The sequence below is a fragment of the Treponema bryantii genome, assembly GCF_900111035.1.
Classification (GTDB): domain Bacteria; phylum Spirochaetota; class Spirochaetia; order Treponematales; family Treponemataceae; genus Treponema_D; species Treponema_D bryantii_C.
Genome location: NZ_FOFU01000006.1, coordinates 118,625 through 142,768, shown reverse-complemented (window position 1 = coordinate 142,768; position 24,144 = coordinate 118,625). Strand labels below are relative to the sequence as shown.

The 24,144-nt window shown below is 31.1% G+C and carries 7 protein-coding genes; 1 reads left to right on the top strand and 6 read right to left on the bottom strand.

Features of this window, described 5'->3' with window-relative positions:
- Window positions 1-2: 2 nt before the first annotated feature.
- The 4 genes from BMY21_RS11180 to BMY21_RS11160 form a co-directional block, all read right to left on the bottom strand.
- On the bottom strand, window positions 3-10,406 hold the full coding sequence (locus BMY21_RS11180) for an RHS repeat-associated core domain-containing protein (protein WP_074644187.1): 10,404 nt from the start codon (window positions 10,404-10,406) through the stop codon (window positions 3-5).
- 12 nt (window positions 10,407-10,418) lie between these two features.
- Window positions 10,419-18,329, bottom strand: a complete 7,911-nt coding sequence (locus BMY21_RS11175; protein ID WP_143064218.1) for an Ig-like domain-containing protein — start codon at window positions 18,327-18,329, stop codon at window positions 10,419-10,421.
- Window positions 18,330-18,352: 23 nt separating this feature from the next.
- On the bottom strand, window positions 18,353-18,760 hold the full coding sequence (locus BMY21_RS11165) for a hypothetical protein (protein ID WP_074644181.1): 408 nt from the start codon (window positions 18,758-18,760) through the stop codon (window positions 18,353-18,355).
- 181 nt (window positions 18,761-18,941) lie between these two features.
- The gene (locus BMY21_RS11160; RefSeq protein WP_074644178.1) at window positions 18,942-20,114 is read right to left on the bottom strand and encodes a type III PLP-dependent enzyme; all 1,173 of its coding nucleotides are present in this window, start codon (window positions 20,112-20,114) and stop codon (window positions 18,942-18,944) included.
- A gap of 261 nt (window positions 20,115-20,375) precedes the next feature.
- On the opposite strand from BMY21_RS11160, the gene BMY21_RS11155 reads away from it, so the two are divergent.
- Window positions 20,376-20,582, top strand: coding sequence for a hypothetical protein (locus BMY21_RS11155; protein WP_074644176.1), 207 nt, complete (start codon window positions 20,376-20,378; stop codon window positions 20,580-20,582).
- Window positions 20,583-20,604: 22 nt separating this feature from the next.
- Here the strand turns inward: BMY21_RS11155 and BMY21_RS11150 are convergent, their stop codons facing one another.
- Together BMY21_RS11150 and BMY21_RS11145 are read right to left on the bottom strand one after the other, a co-directional pair.
- Window positions 20,605-22,530: an NAD(+) synthase gene (locus BMY21_RS11150; protein WP_074644174.1), complete on the bottom strand. Its 1,926-nt coding sequence runs from the start codon at window positions 22,528-22,530 to the stop codon at window positions 20,605-20,607.
- A gap of 126 nt (window positions 22,531-22,656) precedes the next feature.
- On the bottom strand, window positions 22,657-24,141 hold the full coding sequence (locus tag BMY21_RS11145) for an APC family permease (protein ID WP_074644171.1): 1,485 nt from the start codon (window positions 24,139-24,141) through the stop codon (window positions 22,657-22,659).
- Window positions 24,142-24,144: the final 3 nt, after the last annotated feature.

Below are 24,144 nucleotides of genomic sequence, written 5' to 3'. Positions count from 1 at the left end.
TTTTATTCTCCACTATATCTTTTAGATGGTAAAGGTTTTTGCGAAAACAAATGTATTATTGATATTTTTGTTGTTGGAATATAATATTTACCGTCGATTTCTTTCCAAAAATTCGGTCTTGATTGTAGATTATCATATTTTGAAGTTCCTTGTATTTGAACATATTTAATTCCTGTATCATCAATTATTTTAGAACTTCCAACAATGCCTACCCAATGATTTTCAGTATTTGGATTATTTTTATTATAAGCAACTTTTCCTAGAACTGCATATTTTGTATCAAGAGAATCATAATAATCAATTTTCTTTCCTAAATCACCATTATTTTTTTCTCGTGTCCACCAGTCAAATTCCAAATTGTATTTGTCAGCAAATTTCTTACCATCCATTACATGTTTATCGTTATCCGTTGTTCCAAAGATAGAATCATTAGTTCCATATTGTTTATTATTATTAATTGTTGATGGTATATTCCAATTTATTTTCATACTAAATGGATTCTCTAATTGTAAATTTAATTCCGCCATTGTTGTACCCATTAGATAACATCCTTGCTCTCCGATTGTGATTGAATCAGAATTCCCTAGATTATCAGATGTATAAAATAGGTTATGCATTTCAAACGGAATTCTAAAATCAATGTTTTCTAATCCATAATAATCTACATATAAAAGCGGATTTCCATTACAATAATTCCACCAGTTAAGCCCATCTCTTATTGGATCCTGAGTAATAAACCTACCTAAGTCAGAATCATACCATCTTGCGTTGAAATAATACATTCCGATGTCTTCATCATAAAGTTTTCCGGTATAAGACACTGTAAACATCTTTGTACCGTTTTTACTTAATGTTGAACCGAAGGCTTCAAATTCAGCTTCCCATACAATACTTCCATTTTCATCAGTAATAACTTGTGTTGTACCAAGATGGTTTATATGATGATAATAGATATTCTCAGAATTATTTTCATTTCTTATTTCAGCAAAAATATTATCATTTCTATAAATATAACAAGTTGAATCTCCTGTTTCTTCTATATAAATAAGTTTTCCATCTCCTGTATATTCCTTAAACTCTCTAATATCATCAGTTTTCTTTTCTACACAAAGTCCTCTATAATCATAGATGTATGAAGCTTTTGATATTAGAGTATCTGTTCCATTCTCAGAATATAAGACTTTAATTAATCTGTTTGAAAGATCATACTCATACTCCCAGATTTCTCCAGAAGTTGTACTATAATCATACTTTCCATTTGTAAATGATGCGTTTTTTCCTCTTTGAATAAGATTTCCATTTGCATCATAATTAAAATACCATTCATTATATTTTTTAAGAAGATCGCAGTTTGGATAATATTCAATATCGTACTTTATAGAAGATGAACCTATATATTCTGTTGTACTTATTCTATTACCCTTAGCATCATAAGCCCATCTATTTTCTTTTCCATCAGCCAGATAATATACTTCAACAATATCAGCTATATTACCACTTATTTCAGACATATTTTTAGGTAAATAGAATTCATCTCTCTCATCCCATGTTGAATGAATCTTAATAAATGATGTTTCAATATAATTCTTGAACATTATTTTTAAGCCTGTACCTGTCTTTGCAAAACCAAGAGTTTCAGAATTAACGCGAGTCCAATCATCTTCATTACCAGAATTACTCACATATATTTCTATATATTTTTCATTTAATCGGTCTGATTTACCGGTAATTTGTATAGAATTAATTTTCTTTTTGCCGTTTAGCGAATATCCAATACTTGATGCAAAATAATCAAATTTAATATTTTTATTTCCAAAAGAAAGTATGTTACTTCCTGTTACATCATCTTCAGTATAACCAGGTGTAAATTCTTTTGAACCTTTCTGTTCAATTAATACATTTGTTCTTTCATTAACAAGTCTATTCAATGTATCATAGCCATACTCTTTTGAAGTTTTTTTTGTTTTCTCAGAAATAATATTTCCTCTGTCATCCCAATCAAGTATTATTTTTGTTTTTTCAGGAATACCCCAATCATAACCTGTTAAAAGGTTATTTCTTTTATTCCATTCATAATTTCGTTTGGTTCCATTTCCTGCAGTAATAGAAACAGGATAATTACTACTGTTATAAGTACCACTAGATGCATATCTTGTACTATTTTGATTATCTCCTATATCTGTAACCTGACCAAGTCCATTATATGACCATTTTACAATTTTGTTATTTGGATAAATAATACTAGTATTATTCTGAAATTGATCATAACTGAATTTTGTCTTTAAACTTTTTCCATCTACAATTGTTTCATAGTCGGTAATAAGACCCCATGCATTTGGTACATAAATGCTGTTATTATAATTTATTTTTGAAACAATACCATTATCAGTAGCCTGATACATAAAACCGACTTTGTCATATGTATACGATTTTGTCTCAGTTCTATTGTTGTTTTTACGAATTTCTTCTATTTTGTTTCCATTACCATCATAAATTGACTTTATAATAGTTCCAGATGGATCAGTTTGTGTAATTAATAGCCCACGTTTATCGTATGTATATGTCCATTTCTGATTATGATTATTGCTTTCTTCTATTATTTGGTTCCATGCATCTGCCTTTCTTACCCAAATCTGGTCTCCACTTCCATTCGTATTGTTTTCATATACAGTTTTTATTTCGTTTCCGAATACATCATAATAATGTATTATTACATTATTTAACCCATCAACACTCTTAGTAATTTTATTTAAAGAATTGAACTCAAAGGTACTTATTCCTATTGAGTCTTCTTTTTTTATTACTCTTGAAATATCATCATAAGTATACTTTTCTTTTTGTCCGTCAGGGAAATATCTTTTAACAATTCTATTAAGATTGTCATATATATTTTCTGTAACTGAATCTCCTATCGTTTCTTTAAGAACATTTCCGACTTTATCATAAGTCCAACTATTGCGAATAGATTCTGCGTTATCTCCACTAATAACTTCTGAAAGCTTTCTATTTCTGCTATCATATTTCCATGTAGTAAGTTTTCCATCATAATTTTTTAATGTTAAAACATTACCACGATTATCATATGTAATTTTAACATTAACTGATTCTGAATTACCTGGAACTGCTGGCAGATCTGCTTTAATCAATCTCTTAAAGCCATTATATATGTAAATAACAGTTTCCCCTTCTGCATCTGTCATTCTTACAACATTGTCATCTCGATCATATTCGTATTCTGTTTTGTTTCCTAGTGAATCAATTTGAATTTTTACTTTATTTCTTTCAGTATATTGATATTGTTTAGAATATCCTTCTTCATCGGTTTCTTTTACTACATTTTCATTATTATCATATTCATATTTAATAATACGCTTCTGATTTTCGAATTCTTCTGTGACTTTTTTCTTTCTACCAAGACCATCATATTCATTCTCTATGATAAGAATATTATTACCATCTCCTTTTTGTATTCTCTTTTCTAATCCTCTTTCATCATAGTCAATTCTAATAAAAGGATTTATTGGATTTCCATTTTCTCCGATAAATGATGGTAATTTTCTTAATTTCTCTTTTCCAAATACTGAATAGCTTATTTCTGTTATTTGACCAATACCATCCTGTATTTTTACTGGTCGTCCGTTTCCATCAAATATTGTTTTTTCAATAATTGCTCTACCATTGTTGTATGTATCCTTTCTTTCTGGTAATCCAAAGAAATTCATATATTCTTCAACAACATTTCCATTTTCATCTCTTGTCGTCTTTATCGCATTTGGATCATCATATGAAATAGATACATATGAATTATCTGGATTTGTTTGTTTAATTAATCTACTACATGAATCATAATCGTATTTTGTAATATTTCCATTTTGATCTGTAATAGATATTAAATTGTTATATTTATCATATCCTAAACTAATAGTAATTGATGATGGTTCCTCAACATAATTATATTTGGTATTTGAAATCAAATTATTTAATTCATCATATACATATTTTTCTGCTGGGTTTTTATTACCATCTTTATAAACTGAAATTATATGATTTTTATCATCATAAACTATTGATTCATATATGTTTCCAGGATGTTTTATTTTTACCTGTCTTCCAAGCTTATCATATTCATACTCAGTTATATTTCCATTTCCATCTTCAGAAAAAGTTAGAAGTCCAGTTAAAATATTTGTACCATTTTTTGTAACAATCCTTTTTGTTGTAATAATACTTTCTTCTACAACTGGTAATAAAACTGTTGCCGTTGTAATAAGTGTATTAGAATTTGCAAATGTCTCATATGTATAATCAGTTACTTGATTTACTTGTGAAGTTAATTTTTTTATAAGTCCATCTGTTAAAGGAGTTTTTCCAGTTACTGGATAATATTCAAGAGAGGTAGCGGCCCATTTACTTTCATCGGTATATATACCACTCCACTTTTTCCTTCCGTATTTATCATAAACGTTTCCTGTATATACTGTCAAATATCCATCGTTTACACTTTGAGCTATTAAAAGATTTCTTAAACCACTTACAACTTGTGTTTCTGTTGTTTCTATTCCATCAGGAAATCCTCTAATAGATGGTGATGAGGTATTAAAATATTGAGATAATATTGTTTTTTGAATGGTTCCAAATCTTGAAGTCTGTGTCTCTTTTTCACTAATTATATTACCCCAATTATCATATTGGTATTCTTTTTTATCTGTTATAAGTCCTCTTTTTGTTGATTCTGACTTTAATCTGTTATTACCGTCCCATATATAGTCTGTTTCTTCATAATCACCTCCATACCTTGTATCTACATTTTTTGATTTTAAATGTGTATAGTACGCTTTCTCATAATTACTGTCTTCTGTCATAAGAGTAGGCGATTTAAATACTTCTGTAACATTATCATCTATACATGTATAACGATAATATTTTTTGCTTTGAACATAATAAGTATTAATTATAGTTTGATTTCCATCATCAATAATACTATTAGTAACTAGGTGTTGAGATCCATATCCTTCGAATGTATAATTATAATTGGTTTTTCTACTTAACAACCCATTTTGTATAGTAACTGATTTTGCTATAAGTTTCTGATAATAATCAAACGAAAACTTTACAGCCGTAGGAAGTAAACTTAAAAAATAATCAGCTGGTTCAACTTTAAATACACTCAAATCTAAAATACTATATTCAACTGTTTGTACTCCTTTTTCAGGAGCTTTTATTTTCGTAATAAATTGAGGCCATTCTATTCCAAATCTTGCCGTAAGAGTTAATGAATAAACTCCAAGTAAATCCTTTACAGCTGATACTGGCTGCCAAATATCTAATATTGCTAATACAATATTTAATTTAACACTTCCTCCACCAGAAACTAATACATTGCTATCTGAATAATCAACTTCATATTCTGTTATTCGGTTTTCAGGATCGGTTACTGTTTTTAATTGTGGTAAAACACAAAATAATGAATTAGCTACCAAGTTTAATATTTTATCTGTCTCATAAGAATAAAGCCAGGTTCTATCTTCTCCATTGTATGCTTTTGCAGATATTTTTGTAATATATGGACGTAAAAATGACAATTCATTATATTCAAATAATATTTCATTTCCGTTTGGGTCAATTATCTTTTTAATTTTTAATCCTTCATATTCAAATTTTATTACATTTGTTCTTGATGGATCAGAAATTTCTGTAATATATCCTAATGGTCCAAATTTATATTGCAATCCGTCTTTCATTGTAAGTGTACTTTCTTCAATCACCCAATCAATTAAATTCGATGCTGCATTTACCTTACTTGTAACAGAGCCTTGTCCCATAAAAGTAACAATAGAATTAAATATTTCAGTTAAAGCACCTGTAGTTCCACTTAAAGATTGACTATTAATACTTGATACTAAATCTTTTAATATTGTTTTTCGTAATTTTACAGATAATGTAAAATCGTCCCCAATATGATTTTCAAGTACCAAATTATGGGAAATAGCAAATGTATTATTAGATGAAATTTCATCCATCTGATTTGTTGAATAATATGAACCATTGGGAAGTCTCACCAAAACATTATTGTTATCAGCCATTACATAAGGTAAACTTAATCGCCATCCTGCACCCATCGCAAGATTATAATCTCCATTTCTAATATAATAATTTTTTAATGAAGACATTAAAGTACTAGTTACCAGACTTGCTCCTGCACCTTTAAGTTGTTTCAAAATGGTTGTTCCAACATTACCATTAAAATTCATTCCTAAGGTTAATTGTGTCTGCAAACTAGGACCATCTAATCTTGCAGTTTGTGTGTCATATATTCTTTTAATTGGGAACTCAAATCCATTTTTTCCGTGAATTACAAACTCTGTTGCTTCAGTAAGCATAGTTCCACTTTCAGGAGAAACAGAAATATCTCCCGTTTTTGATTCAGAATTTCCATAAGCATGTCCAGCTTTTTTTAATTCCTCTGGTGAAAGATCTTCTAATAATGTTGGTTGAATTGAGAAATTTGTAAAATGATTTGTTGCAAATATAATTATGTTTTGTTCTATATCAATTCCAGCTTTTTCTGTTCTAAACCATCTTCCCCATAAATCGTCGTAATAATATACTTCAAGATTTGCTTCTGGAAATCCATTTGGAACTATACTATCATCATAACTAACTAATACAAGAACTTCATCTTTAAATGAAGTATGTTCTGTTTCTGTTAATTCTCCATTTCCATCTTTATCTACTAATGTAGTAAAAGAATATATAGGACTAATAATTGGATTTACACTTTTTTCTTGCAAAGTAGGACTATCTAATTCCTTAATCATTACTCCCTTAATATTACTATCAGGACTCATTGGAGGAATTGCCATTTTGATATTATTGTATTCTACAAGAGTTGCATCATTATCTCTTAAAGGTACAATTGCAACACCGGTTAATGCCAATGATGTTTCTACAACTGGGCCAACATTATGAGCTTTGTCTTCTGCTTGAATAGTCATCTTTACAGAAGTTCCATTTATGAGTCCATTTTTCTTATAACTTGTTTCTGATGTTGTTATATCCTGAATAGAATCATTCTCTTTCCATTTTAAATGATAAGCTATTATATCATCATCATCTGATTCCCATTTGCCTTCCATAGTGCAATTTCCTGGAATTAAACGATAGTTTTTAACAGATTTAGGAGGAATGGTATCGATTTTTAATTCATAATTAATGGTTTCTGTATAATTACCAGCTTTATCATAAGCTCTGAATTTCGAAGTATGTATTCCATCTACTAATATAGGATATACATATGGGCTTGTTATTGTTTCCCATTGTCCGTTATTTGTACTAATTTCATAATGATCTAATCCAGAACAGTTATCTACTGTTTCAAAAACTGCCTCTGGAGTAACATTGTTAGTCCATCCATTTACATTGAAAGAAACTTCAAATGATTCTGGTTTTGTAGCATCTATATAATATTCAACTATTGAACTAACTGAATTTCCTGCTTTATCATAAGCCTTAACTTCAATCTGATGTATTCCATCTTCTTTTATAGATAATTCATCTCCACTATTCCAAATTCTTTCTTTTTCATTATCTACTGTAATTGTGTATTTTTGAATTCCACTTGTTGAATCTTCCGCTACTGTATATAAGGCAAAAGAAGATACATTTGTCCATTTTCTTTCTTCTATACTTGCTGAAACTTCAAGATTTACAGGGTTTGTTATATCTGTATATACATCAAGTACTGATAATGTTGTATTATCTGCATTATCAACAGCTCGAATATATAAAGTATGTTTTCCATCTATTAATTCACTAAATGATAAAGGAGATGAACATTCTATCCAATCTGGATTTCCCCATGTATATTCATATTTTTTTATTCCACTTGTTTCATCTGATGTTTCAAATTGTACAGTAAGAGTTCCATCATTTCTCCAATTTTCCGATGTTGTTTCTCTATCTGGTATAATCTTAAAAGCTTGTGGAGAAGTTACATCTATACAAAATTTAATTTCGATATCTTGTGTTTTATTTCCGGCACTATCTTTTACTGTCAAAGTCCAATTATAAAAACCATCTGATAATTGAATTTCTTTTTTATAGTTTTCGTTACTACAGTATTCAGCTTCTTCTCCATTTAATGAATACCAATAATCTTTTTCATCTGCTTTTATACTTAAAACAATTGTTGAAGATGAAATATATGCCCCATTTTCTGGATATTCAATTTCTACAACTGGAACTTTAGTATCTTTTACAATTATTAATTCTATTTCTTTTGTTCTTAAATATGCATCCTCTGCTTTTACAATTACTTTATTATTTCCTTCTTCAAGTTTTACTATATATTCAAACTTTCCATTTTCTATATTTGCATTCTGCCCATTTACAGTAACTTTAGCATCTAAACAGTTTAAAATATTACCTGTTAATTTATATTCGTTCTCTCTTGTAATAACACCATTCTCATCTCCATTTAATGAAATTATTATTCCATCTTTGTTATATCTGTAAATTTCTTTTGTCCAATATCCAACAGTATTTCCATTATTTACAGCTTCTACTGTAATACATTGATAACCTTCAGATAACTCTACTGATTTTGAGAATGTTCCATTAGATTCTTTTTCTATCAGTTTTCCATTGATATAAACTTTACTTGCCTTATCATATACCTTTCCTGTTAACAACCAATTATCTGACGAAGTATATTCTAGAGTTTCATTTTGTGTTAAATATCCGCCTTTCTGTTTTTTTCCTCCTTTAACTATATATTCATATTCTGTTTTTCTTCCTTTATTTTCAGCAGATATTTTAAGCTTTCCTTTTAATCTATAGAAATCAACATTGCTGACAGGCGTCCAGAATACTCTATCTGCTCTACTTAAACCATATCCAGAAGCATTTACATTTGTTTGTGAATCACCTATCATGCCAATTATACAACCATTCCACTGTTCATCTTCCGTTAATGGTCTATATAATTCAACTGAAACTCCTTTATCTCTACAAAGACTTCCAAAATAATGTTTTTGACAATCTTTATATTTTTTTAAATCTATTGAAGATAGTTTTTTTCCATTTCCTTCAATTATTTCTGTATTTCCATCTTCATATATTACAAGAATTCGTTCTATATCCGCATCATCATTGATTTCTACGATTCCATCATCTTTATAATCTCTAATTATTACAGTTTCTACATTTGTATCTTTTATGCTTAAAAACTGTTTACCTGTTCTAAGTTCTTCTCTATCAATCGAATATACTATTACATTATTACCATTAATTATTGTTTCATTTTTTACGAGTAGTGTTTTATTATTTATTTGTGCATATGGAGTTTTTTCTTTTAAACCATTATATGTTACTTCTATTTCGAGATCTTTTTTACTAGTATCAAATATATACCAATAAGTTTCTTTTTCATCATCATATGTTCCATACAGCTGTTTACTTCCACTACCTTCAACTTCTTGAACATTTTTCCTATTTCCCCAAATTTCTATTTCACTTAAAAATCTTGCCTGTTCCCAACCATTAGGGAATGTAATTCTGATTTTACTTGTATATATTCCATATACATCACTTCGCTGCCATGAATTATTCTTTTGCCCATATGGTCCAAGATCAGCTATCTGTTTCCACTCTCCATTTTCTTCATATTCAAATCGTACACATCTCCATGAATTAATCAAATATGCTTTTACTGTTGAGATTTCATATTCACCATCAAGATTCCATATGATTTCAGCTTCTTTAGAGGGATACCCTGTATATGTTCCAAAAATCTGTTCTCCTCGATTTTCCTTACTATTTCCACTGATATCCCATGGAATATACCAGTTTGGTTCAAACCAGGCATTTTCTAAACGTCCATCCCACAATCTATCTGCTTTCAGATTTATATTTTCTTCAATATTTATTGTATAGCTATATGGTTTTATTTTTCCCCATTCTTCAGTATCTGTTGCAGTTTCAATTTTTACCTCGTATATTTTTGACTCACTTGCTTTATCTCCACTTACAACTATCTGTATTTCTTTACCTGCTCTGATACTATCTGGTATTTCAAATTCTATAGCTCCTTCAAAAGGTCCATATTTCACGCTACCAGAAATTGCTTTTTTTCCATTACCACCATCTGTATATAATTGTATTTTGCTTCCAGATGATAATTCACCTTGTATAAAAATCTTTGATTTTTTCTCTACTTCGCCACTAATAGTAATGAAACCTTCAGTCTGATTCTCTCTTAGCTGCCAATATGTTTCGTTGTTTTCGTCGCCACATAACCAAGCTGCATGGCCTGGTTTAAAGTTGTTACTTGATTTATATTCATAACAATTAAGAGATACATTACTTACTAAAAATATTGCAATAAGTGTTATTAAACTTTTTTTCATTTTTCTTCTCCTCTATTTTGTGATTCCCTGAATATATGAATTTCTTCCATTTCCATCCAATACTTCTTCTCCATATTCGTATTGTCCCGCTTCCTCTTCCTTAATTCCATATTGTTTACTATTAATCACAGTTAACTTATCAGTCTTAAGACTACCTCCAAATAAATGCAGGCCTGTAAGACAATTATCTATTTTTAGTTCTTCTAATTTAACTTTTCCATTTGCTAAAAGTGTTAATCCTCTCTGTGCTGAATTAATATCAAGTAAGTCACCATTTAATTCTCCATCAATTTTGATTCCTTTCCACTTTAATACACTGTTTCCAGATCTCAGATTCACAGTTCCTTTTACTTCCATAGTTCCATAAACATCAATTCCACTATTTAGGAAGTTTTCATCTGAAAAACCTTCTGCAGTAACTTGAATGTTTTCTAATGAAAGTTTTTTACCAACTGGTACAGTAACTATTCCTGTTATTGAATGAGTTCCTGTCCAATATTCATCTACGATCAAAGCCCCTTTTCGTGTATTTTCAACAGTAACCCAAACTTCAATCGAACTTCCTTTTCCATAACAATCTTCAACAGTTAATATTCCCTTATATTCTGAAACTTGAGCCTTTTCATTCTCCTGATAATATGTTGTTTTATAATTTCCGTCAGTTCCAAGAATATTCTGTATATCCATTCCTCCAATCCATGAATGAGTATCTTCTCCATTACCAGGAGTCCATGTATAAGAAAGAGGATAATCTCCTTCTGTCATTTCCTCATAATCTGACAGATCAAAAAGTTCTGAAATAGTCTTTGTATGTCCTGGCCATACTATTATTCCGTTTTCAACTTTGCCCTCATCATAAAGTATTTTTATTACAGGAGCTTTGTTATACCTCAAATATTCGATTCTAGTTCCTTTATTACCAGCTTTGTCAGTCATATCAATTATAAGTTTATATACCTTTCCATCAGAATTTGTCTCAAAATCGACTAAATTATTAAATAATGACAAATATTCTTCACTTCTGACTTCCGATAATAATTGTCCATCACTATAAACATTCCAAAGAACTTCTTCATTTGAAGTAAAACTATATTGCTGTTTTGGACCATTTGTTACATGTACAACTGTTTCTGTATCTCCAATCATAAGATTTTGCTTTTTTGTGCCAGTAAATAATGATTTTTCAATATCAAATTCTGGTGCTGTTCTATCAATCTCAATATCAGAAGATTTCACATATGTCCATATTCCACTTCCATTTCTAACACCCAAAACGGCGTTATAAATTCCTTCTTCAGTTCCTATAATTGGTATTTGTAAATCATTTTCTTGATACAATTCTTTTGAAGTTGTATGAAGCAAATTATAATTTATATTACCTTCAGCTAAAGTATTTTCTATTAAGATATCTGATCCTGCATTTTCTTTATTAATTAATGCACATATATAAGCTGATAATCCAGAATCTTTATCTCCAGCACTTACAATTATATTATCAATATTACCAACTAGATTTGACCAAACCCAATTTCTAGAAATTTCTGCTGTTTCAGGTTTTGTTATATCTATTAATACCGGTGTGACTTTCTTTTCAATGCTGCTTAATCCCATTCCATTGATTGCTTTGAATTTTAACATTACATGTTTATTCTGCCAAAATTCTATTAACTTATTTTCAGAAATTTCATTTAGAAGTTTATTTATATTTATAGAATTAGAAATACGGTTTAGTATCCATCCAGAAAGTTCACTATTATCTTCTGCATAAATACTTGCCCATTCTATTGAACAACCTGTTACTCCAGAAATATATTCAACATATGCATTTATTTCATTTGCCCACGCTGTAAGTTCTGGATTCTGTGGAATACATTTTTTCTCTTCATTGAATACCGGAATCTGAAGATCTATCATAAAACTTTCAGTTTTTTCATTTTCTTCAGTATAATCTGATGTATAACTTACTGGTTTTACAGTTACTGTAAATATTGTACCATTTACATCATCAGAAATATTTATACCAATTGTACTCCAATCAAGTGATAACGAAGTTGTATTTGTATGGAATAATATATTATTTTTTTCATATAAAATATTTACAAGATATTCTTTAGTCCACTGATTATCTCCATTAACACCCCAAGTTATATTAAGTTTCTTTATATCACCTTGTATATTAATATGTTCGATTTCTACAGGAGACCCAACTAATAAAACACTATCACTTGAAGCACTTCCACTTCTATTTCCAGCAGCATCTTTTGCAACAGCCTGAACAATAAAACGCTTACCATTACAAATATCAATTTTATCCTTCAATTGAAGTTTTGCGTTTGCTTTTTTTCCTTTTAATGTTAATGTTGCATTTGAAACTTCTTTATGAATTCCATTTTCATCAATCTCGTATAAAATTGCATCTGCTTTTTCAATCCAGCTTGTTTCTTCATTTACATCGATTGAAATGTAAACAAAATCTCCTATTCTTTCTGATCTAGTATATCCACTTATCAGAGAACCATTTTCTGAATCATATAATTGTATTTTTTCAATTATTGGTGCATTACTATCCAAAAGTATTCCATCACTCTTTCCTATACTTTCTTCCCCAGTTCCATTAATTGCTTTTACTTCAAAACGAATAACCTTTCCATCATACTTCTCTTTTCTGATGTCTTCATCAATAATTCCATACATCAGTTGTTCATTTTTTTCAGTATTCCATTCTGCTTCTATCCAATTTTTCTTTTCTTTATCTTCTCCTTCAAAATACCATTTCCAATAATAGATACTTCCACTATCTGGATCATTAATACTTGTACTCCAATCTACCTTAATTGCTGGCTCTTGAATTTGATTTACAACTGTTCCCTGATCTACTGCAACAGGTAAAGGAGGTTTACTGTCATCTATTATTATTGCTCCTGTAATTACTTGTGTCTCAAGCCCTGCATTATTTTCTGCCGCTAATTTTATTCTTATTTGACTTCCATCATGTATTCTGCCTTTTTCTTTCAAGTTTTCTAAACTTAGAGTAATTCTTCCCTCATTACTATTAAGATTTATCCAAATATTTTCTCTATTATCTCCAACACCATACCAATCCCATATCTCATTTTCTGGATTCTTCTCAAAAACCTCGATTGAATATTTTTTCGTTTTTATACCTATACCTTTTCTTATATTATACTCTGCCCAAATGTCACTGCTTAATACTGCTTTAGGCACTTTAATCCATTCAACATCTGGATGTTCATTACAATACAAGACTGCATTACTTTTTCCATTTTCTGTTTCTGAATCATCTTCCGTATATCCTGTTACATATATATAAATATATGTTCCCTGAATCAATCCTTCAGGCAAATCATAGACCATGAATTTGTTATCCGTCTTTTCATTATCTAATAATATTTCATTATCAGAGGTTTTAATTGTATATTTGAAATACTTTGTTTCGCTTTTTCCTGTAATCCATCTTGCAAATATTGATCCAGAAGTATATTCATCTGCTTCAACAAATAAATCAGAATTTTCCTTTAATACAAATCCATGTATCATACTTGATTTTGTTACAAGCCCTGCATCATTTTCTGATTCTGCATATATATACACATTTTCTTTTAAAATATCATCTTCAAAAAGACCTGTAGAAAGTCTAATTATTTCATTCTCATCATCAGTTTTTGTTTCTTGACTATAAAGCAGCTCATACTGATCATTTTTATCTTTCTTTACTACATAGACAGTTCTTTTTACATTACATGAATCATCAAGGCCACCTTTTACAATAATTTCATGTCTATGTCCCTTTAATATTTCTTTGTCCGTCTCAATATATATTTCTGAAGGCTCTGTTGTTTCTATTTTTATACTTCGATTGCAAGTTTTTTCACTTTTGCTTCCAAATTTATTTTCAACAGAAACTTTTATTTTATATTCTTTACCATCTTTTAATACTGATTTTAATTCTGAGAAACTATCAAACTCTTGTTCTGTATTATCCTCTAAATCTTTAATTGTCCATTTTACTGTACATTCGCTAGTATCAATTTCTTCATTGAACTTAATTTCAGGTTTTAGATTTTCAATATTTGTTACATATCCTTTTTCATTTATTCCTTCAAATCTTAATTCAACTATTTCAGATATTTGTTCATATGGCTCACATATAATTTCATAACCAGATTCTTCACTTTCATTATTTACATTATCTCTTACCTTAAGTTTTAGTTTTCTTGCTTTATCACCAAATCTATTTTTTAGAATATATAATGTATTTCTTTTTTTATTATCGTAAGTATACCATTCTGACCATTTTTCTTCGGCTTCAGTTTTTGTACTATATTGTTTTACTTGACTTCCCTTAAAGTCAGTTGCTTCAAATTCAAATTGTATATCTCCATCACTATCTGGTAATGGATTTTTTGGATTATGATTTATAATCTTTGGTTTTTCCGTATCTATTTTTACTGATCCCATAGGTATAATTGCACTATTGCCAGCTGTATCAGTTACTACAATAGTAATTGAGTAATAACCACATAATGCTTCATTATTTATAGCAACCTTACCAAAATCCACTGAATATGAGAAATTATTATTATTTATATTCTTTTCTAAATCAGAATTTAAAATAATATCATCTTTTTTATATTCTACATAAATTGAATATATACCACTTCCATCATCTTTGAATGATAAAACTGACTTTTGTTCCCCAGTCCAATTATTACTATTCTCCCAATAATCTTTATTATAACTATCAAGATATGGAGCTTTAGAATCTATTTTATTTGCTTCATATTTATAAGGTTTCAGTTCTGTTGATTCTGTTTTTTCATTATTCCAATAAGTTTCATAATCAGGATCTGTTTCAGTTATATTTTTCCTAATTCCTTTAGCTTCAATTTTAACTGTTAAACCTGTTGAATAATCAAACCTTTCTGTATCCAATTCATCTTGTAATTTAATTTCACTTGTAAGATTATCTTTATAGATAACTTTAGTTTTATTGTCACTATTTATAAGTGTTATCTTAAATAAAAGAGTATCATCATCCGGATCAACAGCTATTGCTTTAAAATAATTATCAGGAGCTTTACAACTTAAAATTATATGATCTCCTATATATTCTGGCCATTGGATATATTTATTAAATACAGGTTTACTATCTTTGACAAAATATTCATTTACAATACTCTGTCCCTTTTTTACCTTTATTTTTTCCTTTTCTATTTCTGAAGGTTTATAATCCTCTGTATAAAATACTTTTATAGTTCTTGCAGTTTTATCATCACTCTCCCAATCAATAAGTCCTTTTAAATTGCTTGTGTAAATCTTAAAATTCCCAGATTCTTGCTCTTCACTTAAGCTAGAACTATTTTGATTTTCACGTAACTGTGTAAGATTATTTGTGACTTCATTTTTCTCTTTTGATTTATATACATACATGTATTCTCTTTCATATGTTATATTATGTTTGTCCCAAACACTTACAGTTTCTTTTTCGACAGGAATTTCTATAAAAGCTTTATATCCGTTTGAAGTATTTTCATATTGTATTTCTTCTACATTTGGCTTTTCACCATTTCTCCATAGCAGATATAATTCATTCCCTTCGTGATTTCCATACTGATCTACATTTTCAACATGAATGTTATAAACTCCATCATCTCGTTTTTCTTTTTTTATAACGTTTTCTGAAATATTACCATCTCTTGTTTTCTTATATACATCAATTGAATTATTACTATTTGGATTTCCATATCCATCCTTTGTTTTATAACTAATTACCCAACTTGTATCATCTTTAATTGAATTTTTACAAATTTCTATAGGATTTAAGGAATCTCCTATAGAAAAATTATCTGCCTCTAAAGTTTTAGCAATACGATCTATTATAATTGTTTTAGATATTAAGATATTATTTGTTGCTGCATCATTTATTTTGAAATTTAAATTGTATGTATCATCCACCAAGTGACTAACAGAATAATCGTATTGATATTTATTCCCATTAAGTATAGGTTTGTAATTATTTCCTCCAATTTCAATATTACTTGGTTCTGATTCATATTGATTGTTTTTATTAATTATTATACGAATCTTATCTAATGCACCTGCAAATTCCGGTAAATTATCCAATCCAAGTGCCGTTCTATAGTTTCTCACATTCTCTTTGTATATAGGAATAAAACTAATTGCATTCTCATCTATTGCAGTTTTATCAATTTTATATGTTTTTGTAATTATTGTTGATGGATTTCCTACATTATCGTTACACGTAATTGTAAGATTATATATACCTTCTTTATTCAGAGAAAGTTTTCTTGTTATTTTTGTTCCATTTGTTGTATCTACATATTTTATCTGTTCTTCTTTTCCATTTAGTATACAACTAGTGTTAAAATCTTTTATTCCAGAATACTTATCATCAGCTGTAATAGTTATACTGATATCTTTATTTGTCCAACCATTTTCATAATTAGCTGAATCAATGCTAATTTGGGGTGATGACTTATCTATTTTTATATTGCATGTATTTCCTTTTGTTGTTGGATTTCCAATAAAATCTTCAGCATTTGAATAAATATTGGTCACACCTTCTTTAGATATAGTTCGAGAAAATGAAATTTCTTTTTTACTACCATCTCCATTTTTTAACAGGTAATCTGCATTCCCATCAATTTCTAACCATACATTTTTTAATCCTGATTCTGGATCTTTTGCAACTCCAGTAATTAATACATCTTTATTAGTCCATTGATTATTTTTTGAACATACAACATCAAAAGATGGACTTGCATTATCTATCTTAACAGTTCGCGTTTGTGTTGTAGTTCTTCCTGCTACATCTTGTGCTTTAATTTCTAATACATGTTCTCCATTTCCAGTAATTCTAAATGATCTTTTGAATAAACTAGACCCCTCTTTTCCAGATAGTGTTGAATATACTGGTACATTTTGATTTAATGTTTTATCGTAAACTGTAATTGTTTTTACTCCAGAAATGGTATCTCTGGCCGTTACATCAAATCTTATCGGATTCTTCTGCCATCCAGTTGGAATTTCTGAAATCTCTAATATGGGATCTGTTTTATCAATTCTTACAGTCGTATATTTCGAAGTACGATTCAATACTTCATCATATACATCTATATAAATATTTGATGTACCTTCTTTATTTACTGTTACATTGTATTTACTATTGTTTATTTTTTTATATTCCGCACCTCTTATTTCTACAGAAAAAATATTAGTTGTAACATCAGAAACACTTATATCAAAGCTTTTATCTGTCGTAAACCAATCATTACCAGGTGCTACATAATCTACAATTGGTTTATCATCGTCTACTGTAAAATAAAGAGTCAGATAATCAACATCTTTATCCGAAAACAAACCATCTACATGTATTCTAAATACATATGTCGAATCTGCATCAATAATCCCCCCTCCCCATGCTGTACCATTTACTAAGTATAAACCATGTACAGATGTATATCCTTGTGGATATTCATATGTCATATTATTCAAAGAAGTATTCTTTTTTACGATAAATGATGTATTACCAGTTTTTACATATTGCTCATTAATATGAAAACTAACTGTATAATCCCCATTGTGCCCATTAAAAGGACTAGTCCATGCTTTATAGGATCCACTCCAACTCTCTGTTTGATTTCTCTTAATTTCTCCAGTATAGCTATAGGAACTTCCACCTCCTCCCCAACCTTGTCCACCTCCTCCTGAACCTTGTTCACCTCCTCCTGAACCTTGATAATAATCATCATGAAAAGAATTGTGATTATTAGAAGAGTCTCCTGAACCTCCAAAAATAGGTTCAGCATATGCATATTTTGTAACATTCGGAGAAAAAACGAATAAAATACAAACTAATAGTAATAAAGATTCTTTTTTCATATCTATTCCTTTTTTAATTATTTTTATTTGCCATAGATAGAATAATATTCTTCCATATAATTATTTATGATAGATAAAGCTTGTTGATTAATTTTATTTTCTAAAACCTTTAAGTTTTTATTATCTAAAATTCCAATATTATCAATGATACTTTGATATAGAAAACAATAAGTAATTATTTTAGTTTTTTCACAAGGATTACTTCCTTCAATTCCAAACTTTCTTAGAATTGCATCGGTTTCGTCATTTTCTATAAAAAGATTCTCGTCAAATGTAAGTAATTTCTTTTTTTGCATTTCATCATTTATTTGCATTATATTTTGAATAAAGTTTTGTACATCTTTTTCTGTTATAATTTCTATCTCGTTAACTTGAGCAAAAGTAAAAACTTTGAAAAGTATAAATAATAATAGCAAAATGTTTTTTTTCATTATATTAATCCTTTTTATGATATATTATAAATTTTATATAAGTTAAGAAAATGAATAAGTCAAGAATTATAAAGTATAAAAATACAAATTTGTGACAAAAGTCACAAAAAATTAACCATGGTTAAAAAATACCGTAGAAGTATTATCTCCTACGGTATTTTTTCACAGGTATAACCCAAATTTATTTCATGAAATAAGTCTTAATCGGCGGGAATCCGTTAAACGCGACCGATGCGTAAGTCGAAGTATAAGCACCTGTTGAAAGCCAGTAGAGTTTGTCTCCTGGTTTCAGGGAAATAGGAAGCTTATATTTTGCATCTTCGTACATGATGTCCATACTGTCGCAGGTTGGGCCGGCGATGATTACTACGCCTTCTTTTTCACCTGGAGCGTCGCGGCTTGTTACAACAGGGTATTTAATAGACTCATCGAGAGTTTCGATAAGACCGTTGAACTTTCCGGCATCAACATAAACCCAGCGGGCAAGTGCTGTGTTGTTTTTGCGTGATGTAAGAATTACTTCGCTAGTAAGAATTCCACTGTCTCCAACGAGGGAACGACCAGGTTCGAGGATAATTTCTGGAATATCATCACCAAAGTCTTCCTGAATATAGCGTGTAATTTCAGAAGCATACTCAGCCAGTGTGTTTGTAGGCTCGATATAGCTTGCCGGGAAACCACCACCCATATTGATCATAGAAAGGCGGATACCTTCTTCCTCTTCAAGAGATGTAAAGAGGTACTTTACCTTTGCAATAGCGTCGTTCCACTGACCAATATCACGCTGCTGACTACCTACATGGAAGCTGATTCCATAAGGAGTAAGTCCAAGATCACGTGCAAGAACAAGCAAATCATAAGCCATATCAGGATGGCAGCCGAATTTACGGGAAAGAGGCCAGTCTGCACTAACTGAATTTTCTACAAGAATACGTACATAAATGCGTGAACCAGGAGCATTCTCGGCAATAGCCTTCAAGTCATCCTTACTGTCGGTTGCAAACATGCGCACGCCCTTATCATAGAAATATTTAATGTCCTTTGCCTTTTTAATAGTGTTTCCGTAAGAAAGTCTGTCTGGAGAGACATTAAATTTAGAAATCATGTCCAGTTCGTAGCGTGAGGCAATATCAAAATTTGAGCCCATTTCAGCGAGCATTTCAAGAACTGGTTCGCCTGGATTTGATTTCATAGCGTAATAAATACGCGCATAAGGGAATGAATCTCTAAGTCTAATGTAGTTCTGCTTGATTGTATTGAGATTAATTACGACATTTGGAGTTTCCAAATCTTTAGAAAAGTCGAGAAAACGCTGCCAGTCCTTATCGCTGACATAGTCTTTACGATTAAACATCTACTACCGCCTTAATAATAGTGATAAATAACCGGTCAAAGCCGTCACGCTGCCTATGTCTAAGGAATCCTAGTTTATTTCAACGTTCGGTGAATAATAACAAAAAACATAAATATAGTTAATTACTTTTTAAAAAATTTTAATAAATAGTTTTTTGGCATTTTAAGCACGAATTTTAGCATTTCGTGTACTTTTATTGTCCAGTAAGTAAAAAGTGGGATTATAATGATTTTATGAATTATTTTTGTGGAGAAGACTAATATGTCACAGGAAATTATTGAAGAAACAGAAATCAGACCAGATGGTTCAAAAAGGATTGTAAAACGCACTGTTGAAAAAGGAGTCTCTTTCGGCTCATCACTTGCAATGGTTATAAGCTTCGTAACCTGGAAATCAGTTTTCTGGGCAATTATCCACGGTCTCTTTGGCTGGGCATATGTTATTTACTATTTTATTAAGTACAGGTAAATAACATACACCTGATTCTCCCTTACAAAGTTTCAATCTCTTTCAACCAGACAGTGGCCATAGCATCGCTTGGCATGCGCCAGTCTCCGCGTGGAGAAAGATTGATTGTTCCGACTTTTGCGCCGTCCGGCATGCAGCTGCGTTTGAACTGCTGACTGAAGAAACGGCGATAAAAAGTTTTAAGCCATTTTAAGATAACTTCGCGGCTGTAAATTTTCCCGAGTTCTGAATGCTGGGCCAAAAATAAAATCTTTGCAGGAGAAAATCCGAAACGAAGAAGATAATATAAGAAGAAATCGTGCAGTTCATAAGGGCCAACCAGATCTTCTGTTACCTGAGAGATTTTTCCATCTGTTGGAGGAAGAAGTTCTGGAGAAACCGGGGTATCCAAAATATCACGAAGAACTGCTGAATCATTTTCATCGGCAAACCACTGAACTAAGTAGCGGACCAGAGTTTTTGGAATTGATGAATTAACTCCGTACATAGACATATGGTCGCCGTTATATGTGCACCAGCCCAAAGCAAGCTCGGAAAGATCTCCTGTGCCAATCACTATACCATTTGTCTTGTTTGCATAATCCATAAGAACCTGAGTTCTTTCGCGTGCCTGACAGTTTTCGTAAGTTACATCATGAAGGTTTTCATCCTGGCCAATATCTTTGAAATGCTGACGAACAGAATCTGCAATGCGAACTTCTTTAAGAGTTACGCCGCATTCACGGGCAAGGGCACAGGCATTGTTATAAGTGCGGTCTGTAGTTCCAAAACAAGGCATTGTTATTGCGGTGATTTTTTCGCGGCTTACACCTACACTGTCAAAAGCGCGGCAGGTAATTAAAAGTGCTAGTGTAGAATCAAGGCCGCCTGAAAGACCTATTACGGCAGACTGACAGTTTATATGGCGAAGTCTTTTTGCAAGCCCCTGATACTGAAGCGTAATAACTTCGAGACAGCGTTGACTTCTTTTTTCCTTATCATTTGGAACAAAAGGATGGGAATCTATATATCGGGTAAAGTTTTCTTTCTGATTTTCTAAATCAAAATAGACTGTAGTATAATCCTGCTTAAATGGATTATTGTTGACTGAATAGCCATAGCTTGTTGTCTTTCTACGTTCCTGACAGAGACGTTCAACATCAATATCAGCATAAACTGTAGCATTTGAAAACAAGGTAGATTCTGCAAACAGGCTGCCGTTTTCTACTATTAAACTGTGGCCGGCAAAAACCATGTCTTGGGTTGATTCATCCATTCCGGCATTTGCGTAAAGATAGGCACAAATTGAACGTGCTGACTGAGCTTTAACCAGAGTTCTGCGGTATTCTGCCTTGCCGATAATTTCGTTTCCGGCAGAAAGATTTGCAATCACTGTAGCACCAGCCAGAACATGACGGCTTGATGGAGGAAGTGGAACCCATAAATCTTCGCAGATTTCACAAGCTACTTTTAGTGAAGGATTATTTGATTCCTGAAGAAGAATATCTGTTCCAAAAGGCACATTTTCAAAACCTGCAAAATTGATAAAGCGGGTTTTCATATTCTGCTGGAAAGGAGTAAACTGGCGGCGTTCATAAAACTCGCCGTAATTTGGCAAAAATGATTTAGCATAAAGGGCAAGGAGCTTTCCTCTGGAAATGGCGGCAGCACAGTTATAAATACCTTCTGTAGAGTATAAAGGAAGCCCTACAAAAATCAGGGCATTCAGTTTTGAAGTTTTTTTAATAATAGAAGCAAGTTGATTTTCTGCAGATTTTTGAAGAGCCTGCTGAAAGAAAAGGTCTCCGCAGGTATAACCTGTAATAGAAAGCTCTGGAAAAACAATAATTGAAGCCCCGTTTTCAGCAGCTTCTACGGCACTTTTTACAATTTCTTCTGAATTAAAAAGGCAGTCTGCAACTTTCATTCGAGGACTGACACAAGCAGTTTTTATAAATCCATATGTCATATTTTCACCAACTTTGGGTATTATATCAAAAAAGAAATATTATTGCTGAGATTTTATACAGCAGGTTTAAAATAATAAAAAACTCCTGCAATAAGAAAACTTACTGCAGGAGCATATACAATTTATTTAATTACTTTTTGGTCTGGTTCCAGTATTTGTTTCTGGAGAAAGAGGCTTAATCTCTGGTTCTGCAACCATATGAAGCTTCTTTGCAATTTCCGGATAATGACGAATCTGATAAAGATCTGTATCCATGGCCATAACCTCTTTAATTTCATAGCCCTTGAACATAGGTCTCTTGATTACAAACTTACACCAGAAGAAAGCATAAACTGCAAGAATTACAGAAACACCTGCAAAGACTAAATAGATAATCTTCTTTAATTCCCAGCTTGGATCTATGTTCCAGATCATGAACAAATTGCCAATTATTCCGAGCACAGGAATAACAATTCCAAACGGAAGCTTAAAGGTTCTTGGTGCCTTTGGTAATTTCTTTCTTAAGATGATTACATCAATATGAACCATAACATAACAGAAAATCCAAAAGGTACAACCAGTAAGAATCAAGAATACAAGGGAATCACTGCTTGAGAGTCCTATTGCATTCAAAATCACCATTACAACCGCTACAAGAATCAATCCTACATAAGGTGAACCTGCAGGTGTCTTTCTAAGGAAGCTTGTAGGCAGCAAACCGATTTTTGCCATACCTGCACATAACTGGCTTACACCAAACATTGCTGTATTAAGTGTACTAATTACAGCAAGCATTGAAACTACTGACATCCAGATTGTACCGGCTTTTCCAAGAAGAAGTGAACCGTAAAGAATATGTGGAACTGTACTTTCTCCCAGTGCTTCCCATTCTGTGTAATTCTTGAAACCGATTGTCAGAAGAATCTGCATAACAAGAATAATTACAAGACTCAAAACCATTCCTATTGGAACAATCTTTCTTGAATTTTTTACATTTGGTGAAATTGGAACTATATATTCAACTCCAATAAAGAGGAAGAAGGCAAGTCCCAGCAGCGACAGTGTATCAGTAAACTTTTCTGTCATAAAAGCCGGCTGTTCAATCAGTGTTGAAGGATTTACCTTGATACATCCAAGAATACCCATAATAACCAGGGAAACAATCAGTCCGTAGGCTACGATGTTCTGGATTTTTGCAAACATATCAACACCAAAAAGATTCAAAACAAACAGAATAACAATCAGTGCAATTGTCCAGACTGTAGGTGAAACAGGAACAGCTGTTAATACGGTACTCATAGTATTACCAAACATGGCTGCTTCCGAACTTCCCAAAATCATCTGACAACAGATGAAGCCACCCATATTTGTAATAATTGTGATGAATGGTCCGCAACTTGCAAGTGTAAACTGTGCCAGTCCACCTGTAAGGTTAGGCATCAGTGCATTCAATTCACAGATTGAAAGTGCTGTCAAAATATTGAAAGCACAGGCAATCGTCATTGTTATTATAAAGGGCAAACCAAGTATACTTGCTCCCTGAGCGATTGAAAGCAAAACACTAGTTGCAACAATCAACCCGACGCCAGTAGCAATAACACTCGGCAGACCTAATTTCTTTTCATCTGCCATATA

What these genes read in the sequence shown, in the direction of transcription:
- BMY21_RS11160 (WP_074644178.1), bottom strand. Translation starts at nt 20,114, where the DNA reads ATGTTTAATCGTAAAGACTATGTCAGCGATAAGGACTGGCAGCGTTTT.
- BMY21_RS11145 (WP_074644171.1), bottom strand. Translation starts at nt 24,141, where the DNA reads ATGGCAGATGAAAAGAAATTAGGTCTGCCGAGTGTTATTGCTACTGGC.
- BMY21_RS11175 (WP_143064218.1), bottom strand. Translation starts at nt 18,329, where the DNA reads ATGAAAAAAGAATCTTTATTACTATTAGTTTGTATTTTATTCGTTTTT.
- BMY21_RS11180 (WP_074644187.1), bottom strand. Translation starts at nt 10,406, where the DNA reads ATGAAAAAAAGTTTAATAACACTTATTGCAATATTTTTAGTAAGTAAT.
- BMY21_RS11165 (WP_074644181.1), bottom strand. Translation starts at nt 18,760, where the DNA reads ATGAAAAAAAACATTTTGCTATTATTATTTATACTTTTCAAAGTTTTT.
- BMY21_RS11150 (WP_074644174.1), bottom strand. Translation starts at nt 22,530, where the DNA reads ATGACATATGGATTTATAAAAACTGCTTGTGTCAGTCCTCGAATGAAA.
- BMY21_RS11155 (WP_074644176.1), top strand. Translation starts at nt 20,376, where the DNA reads ATGTCACAGGAAATTATTGAAGAAACAGAAATCAGACCAGATGGTTCA.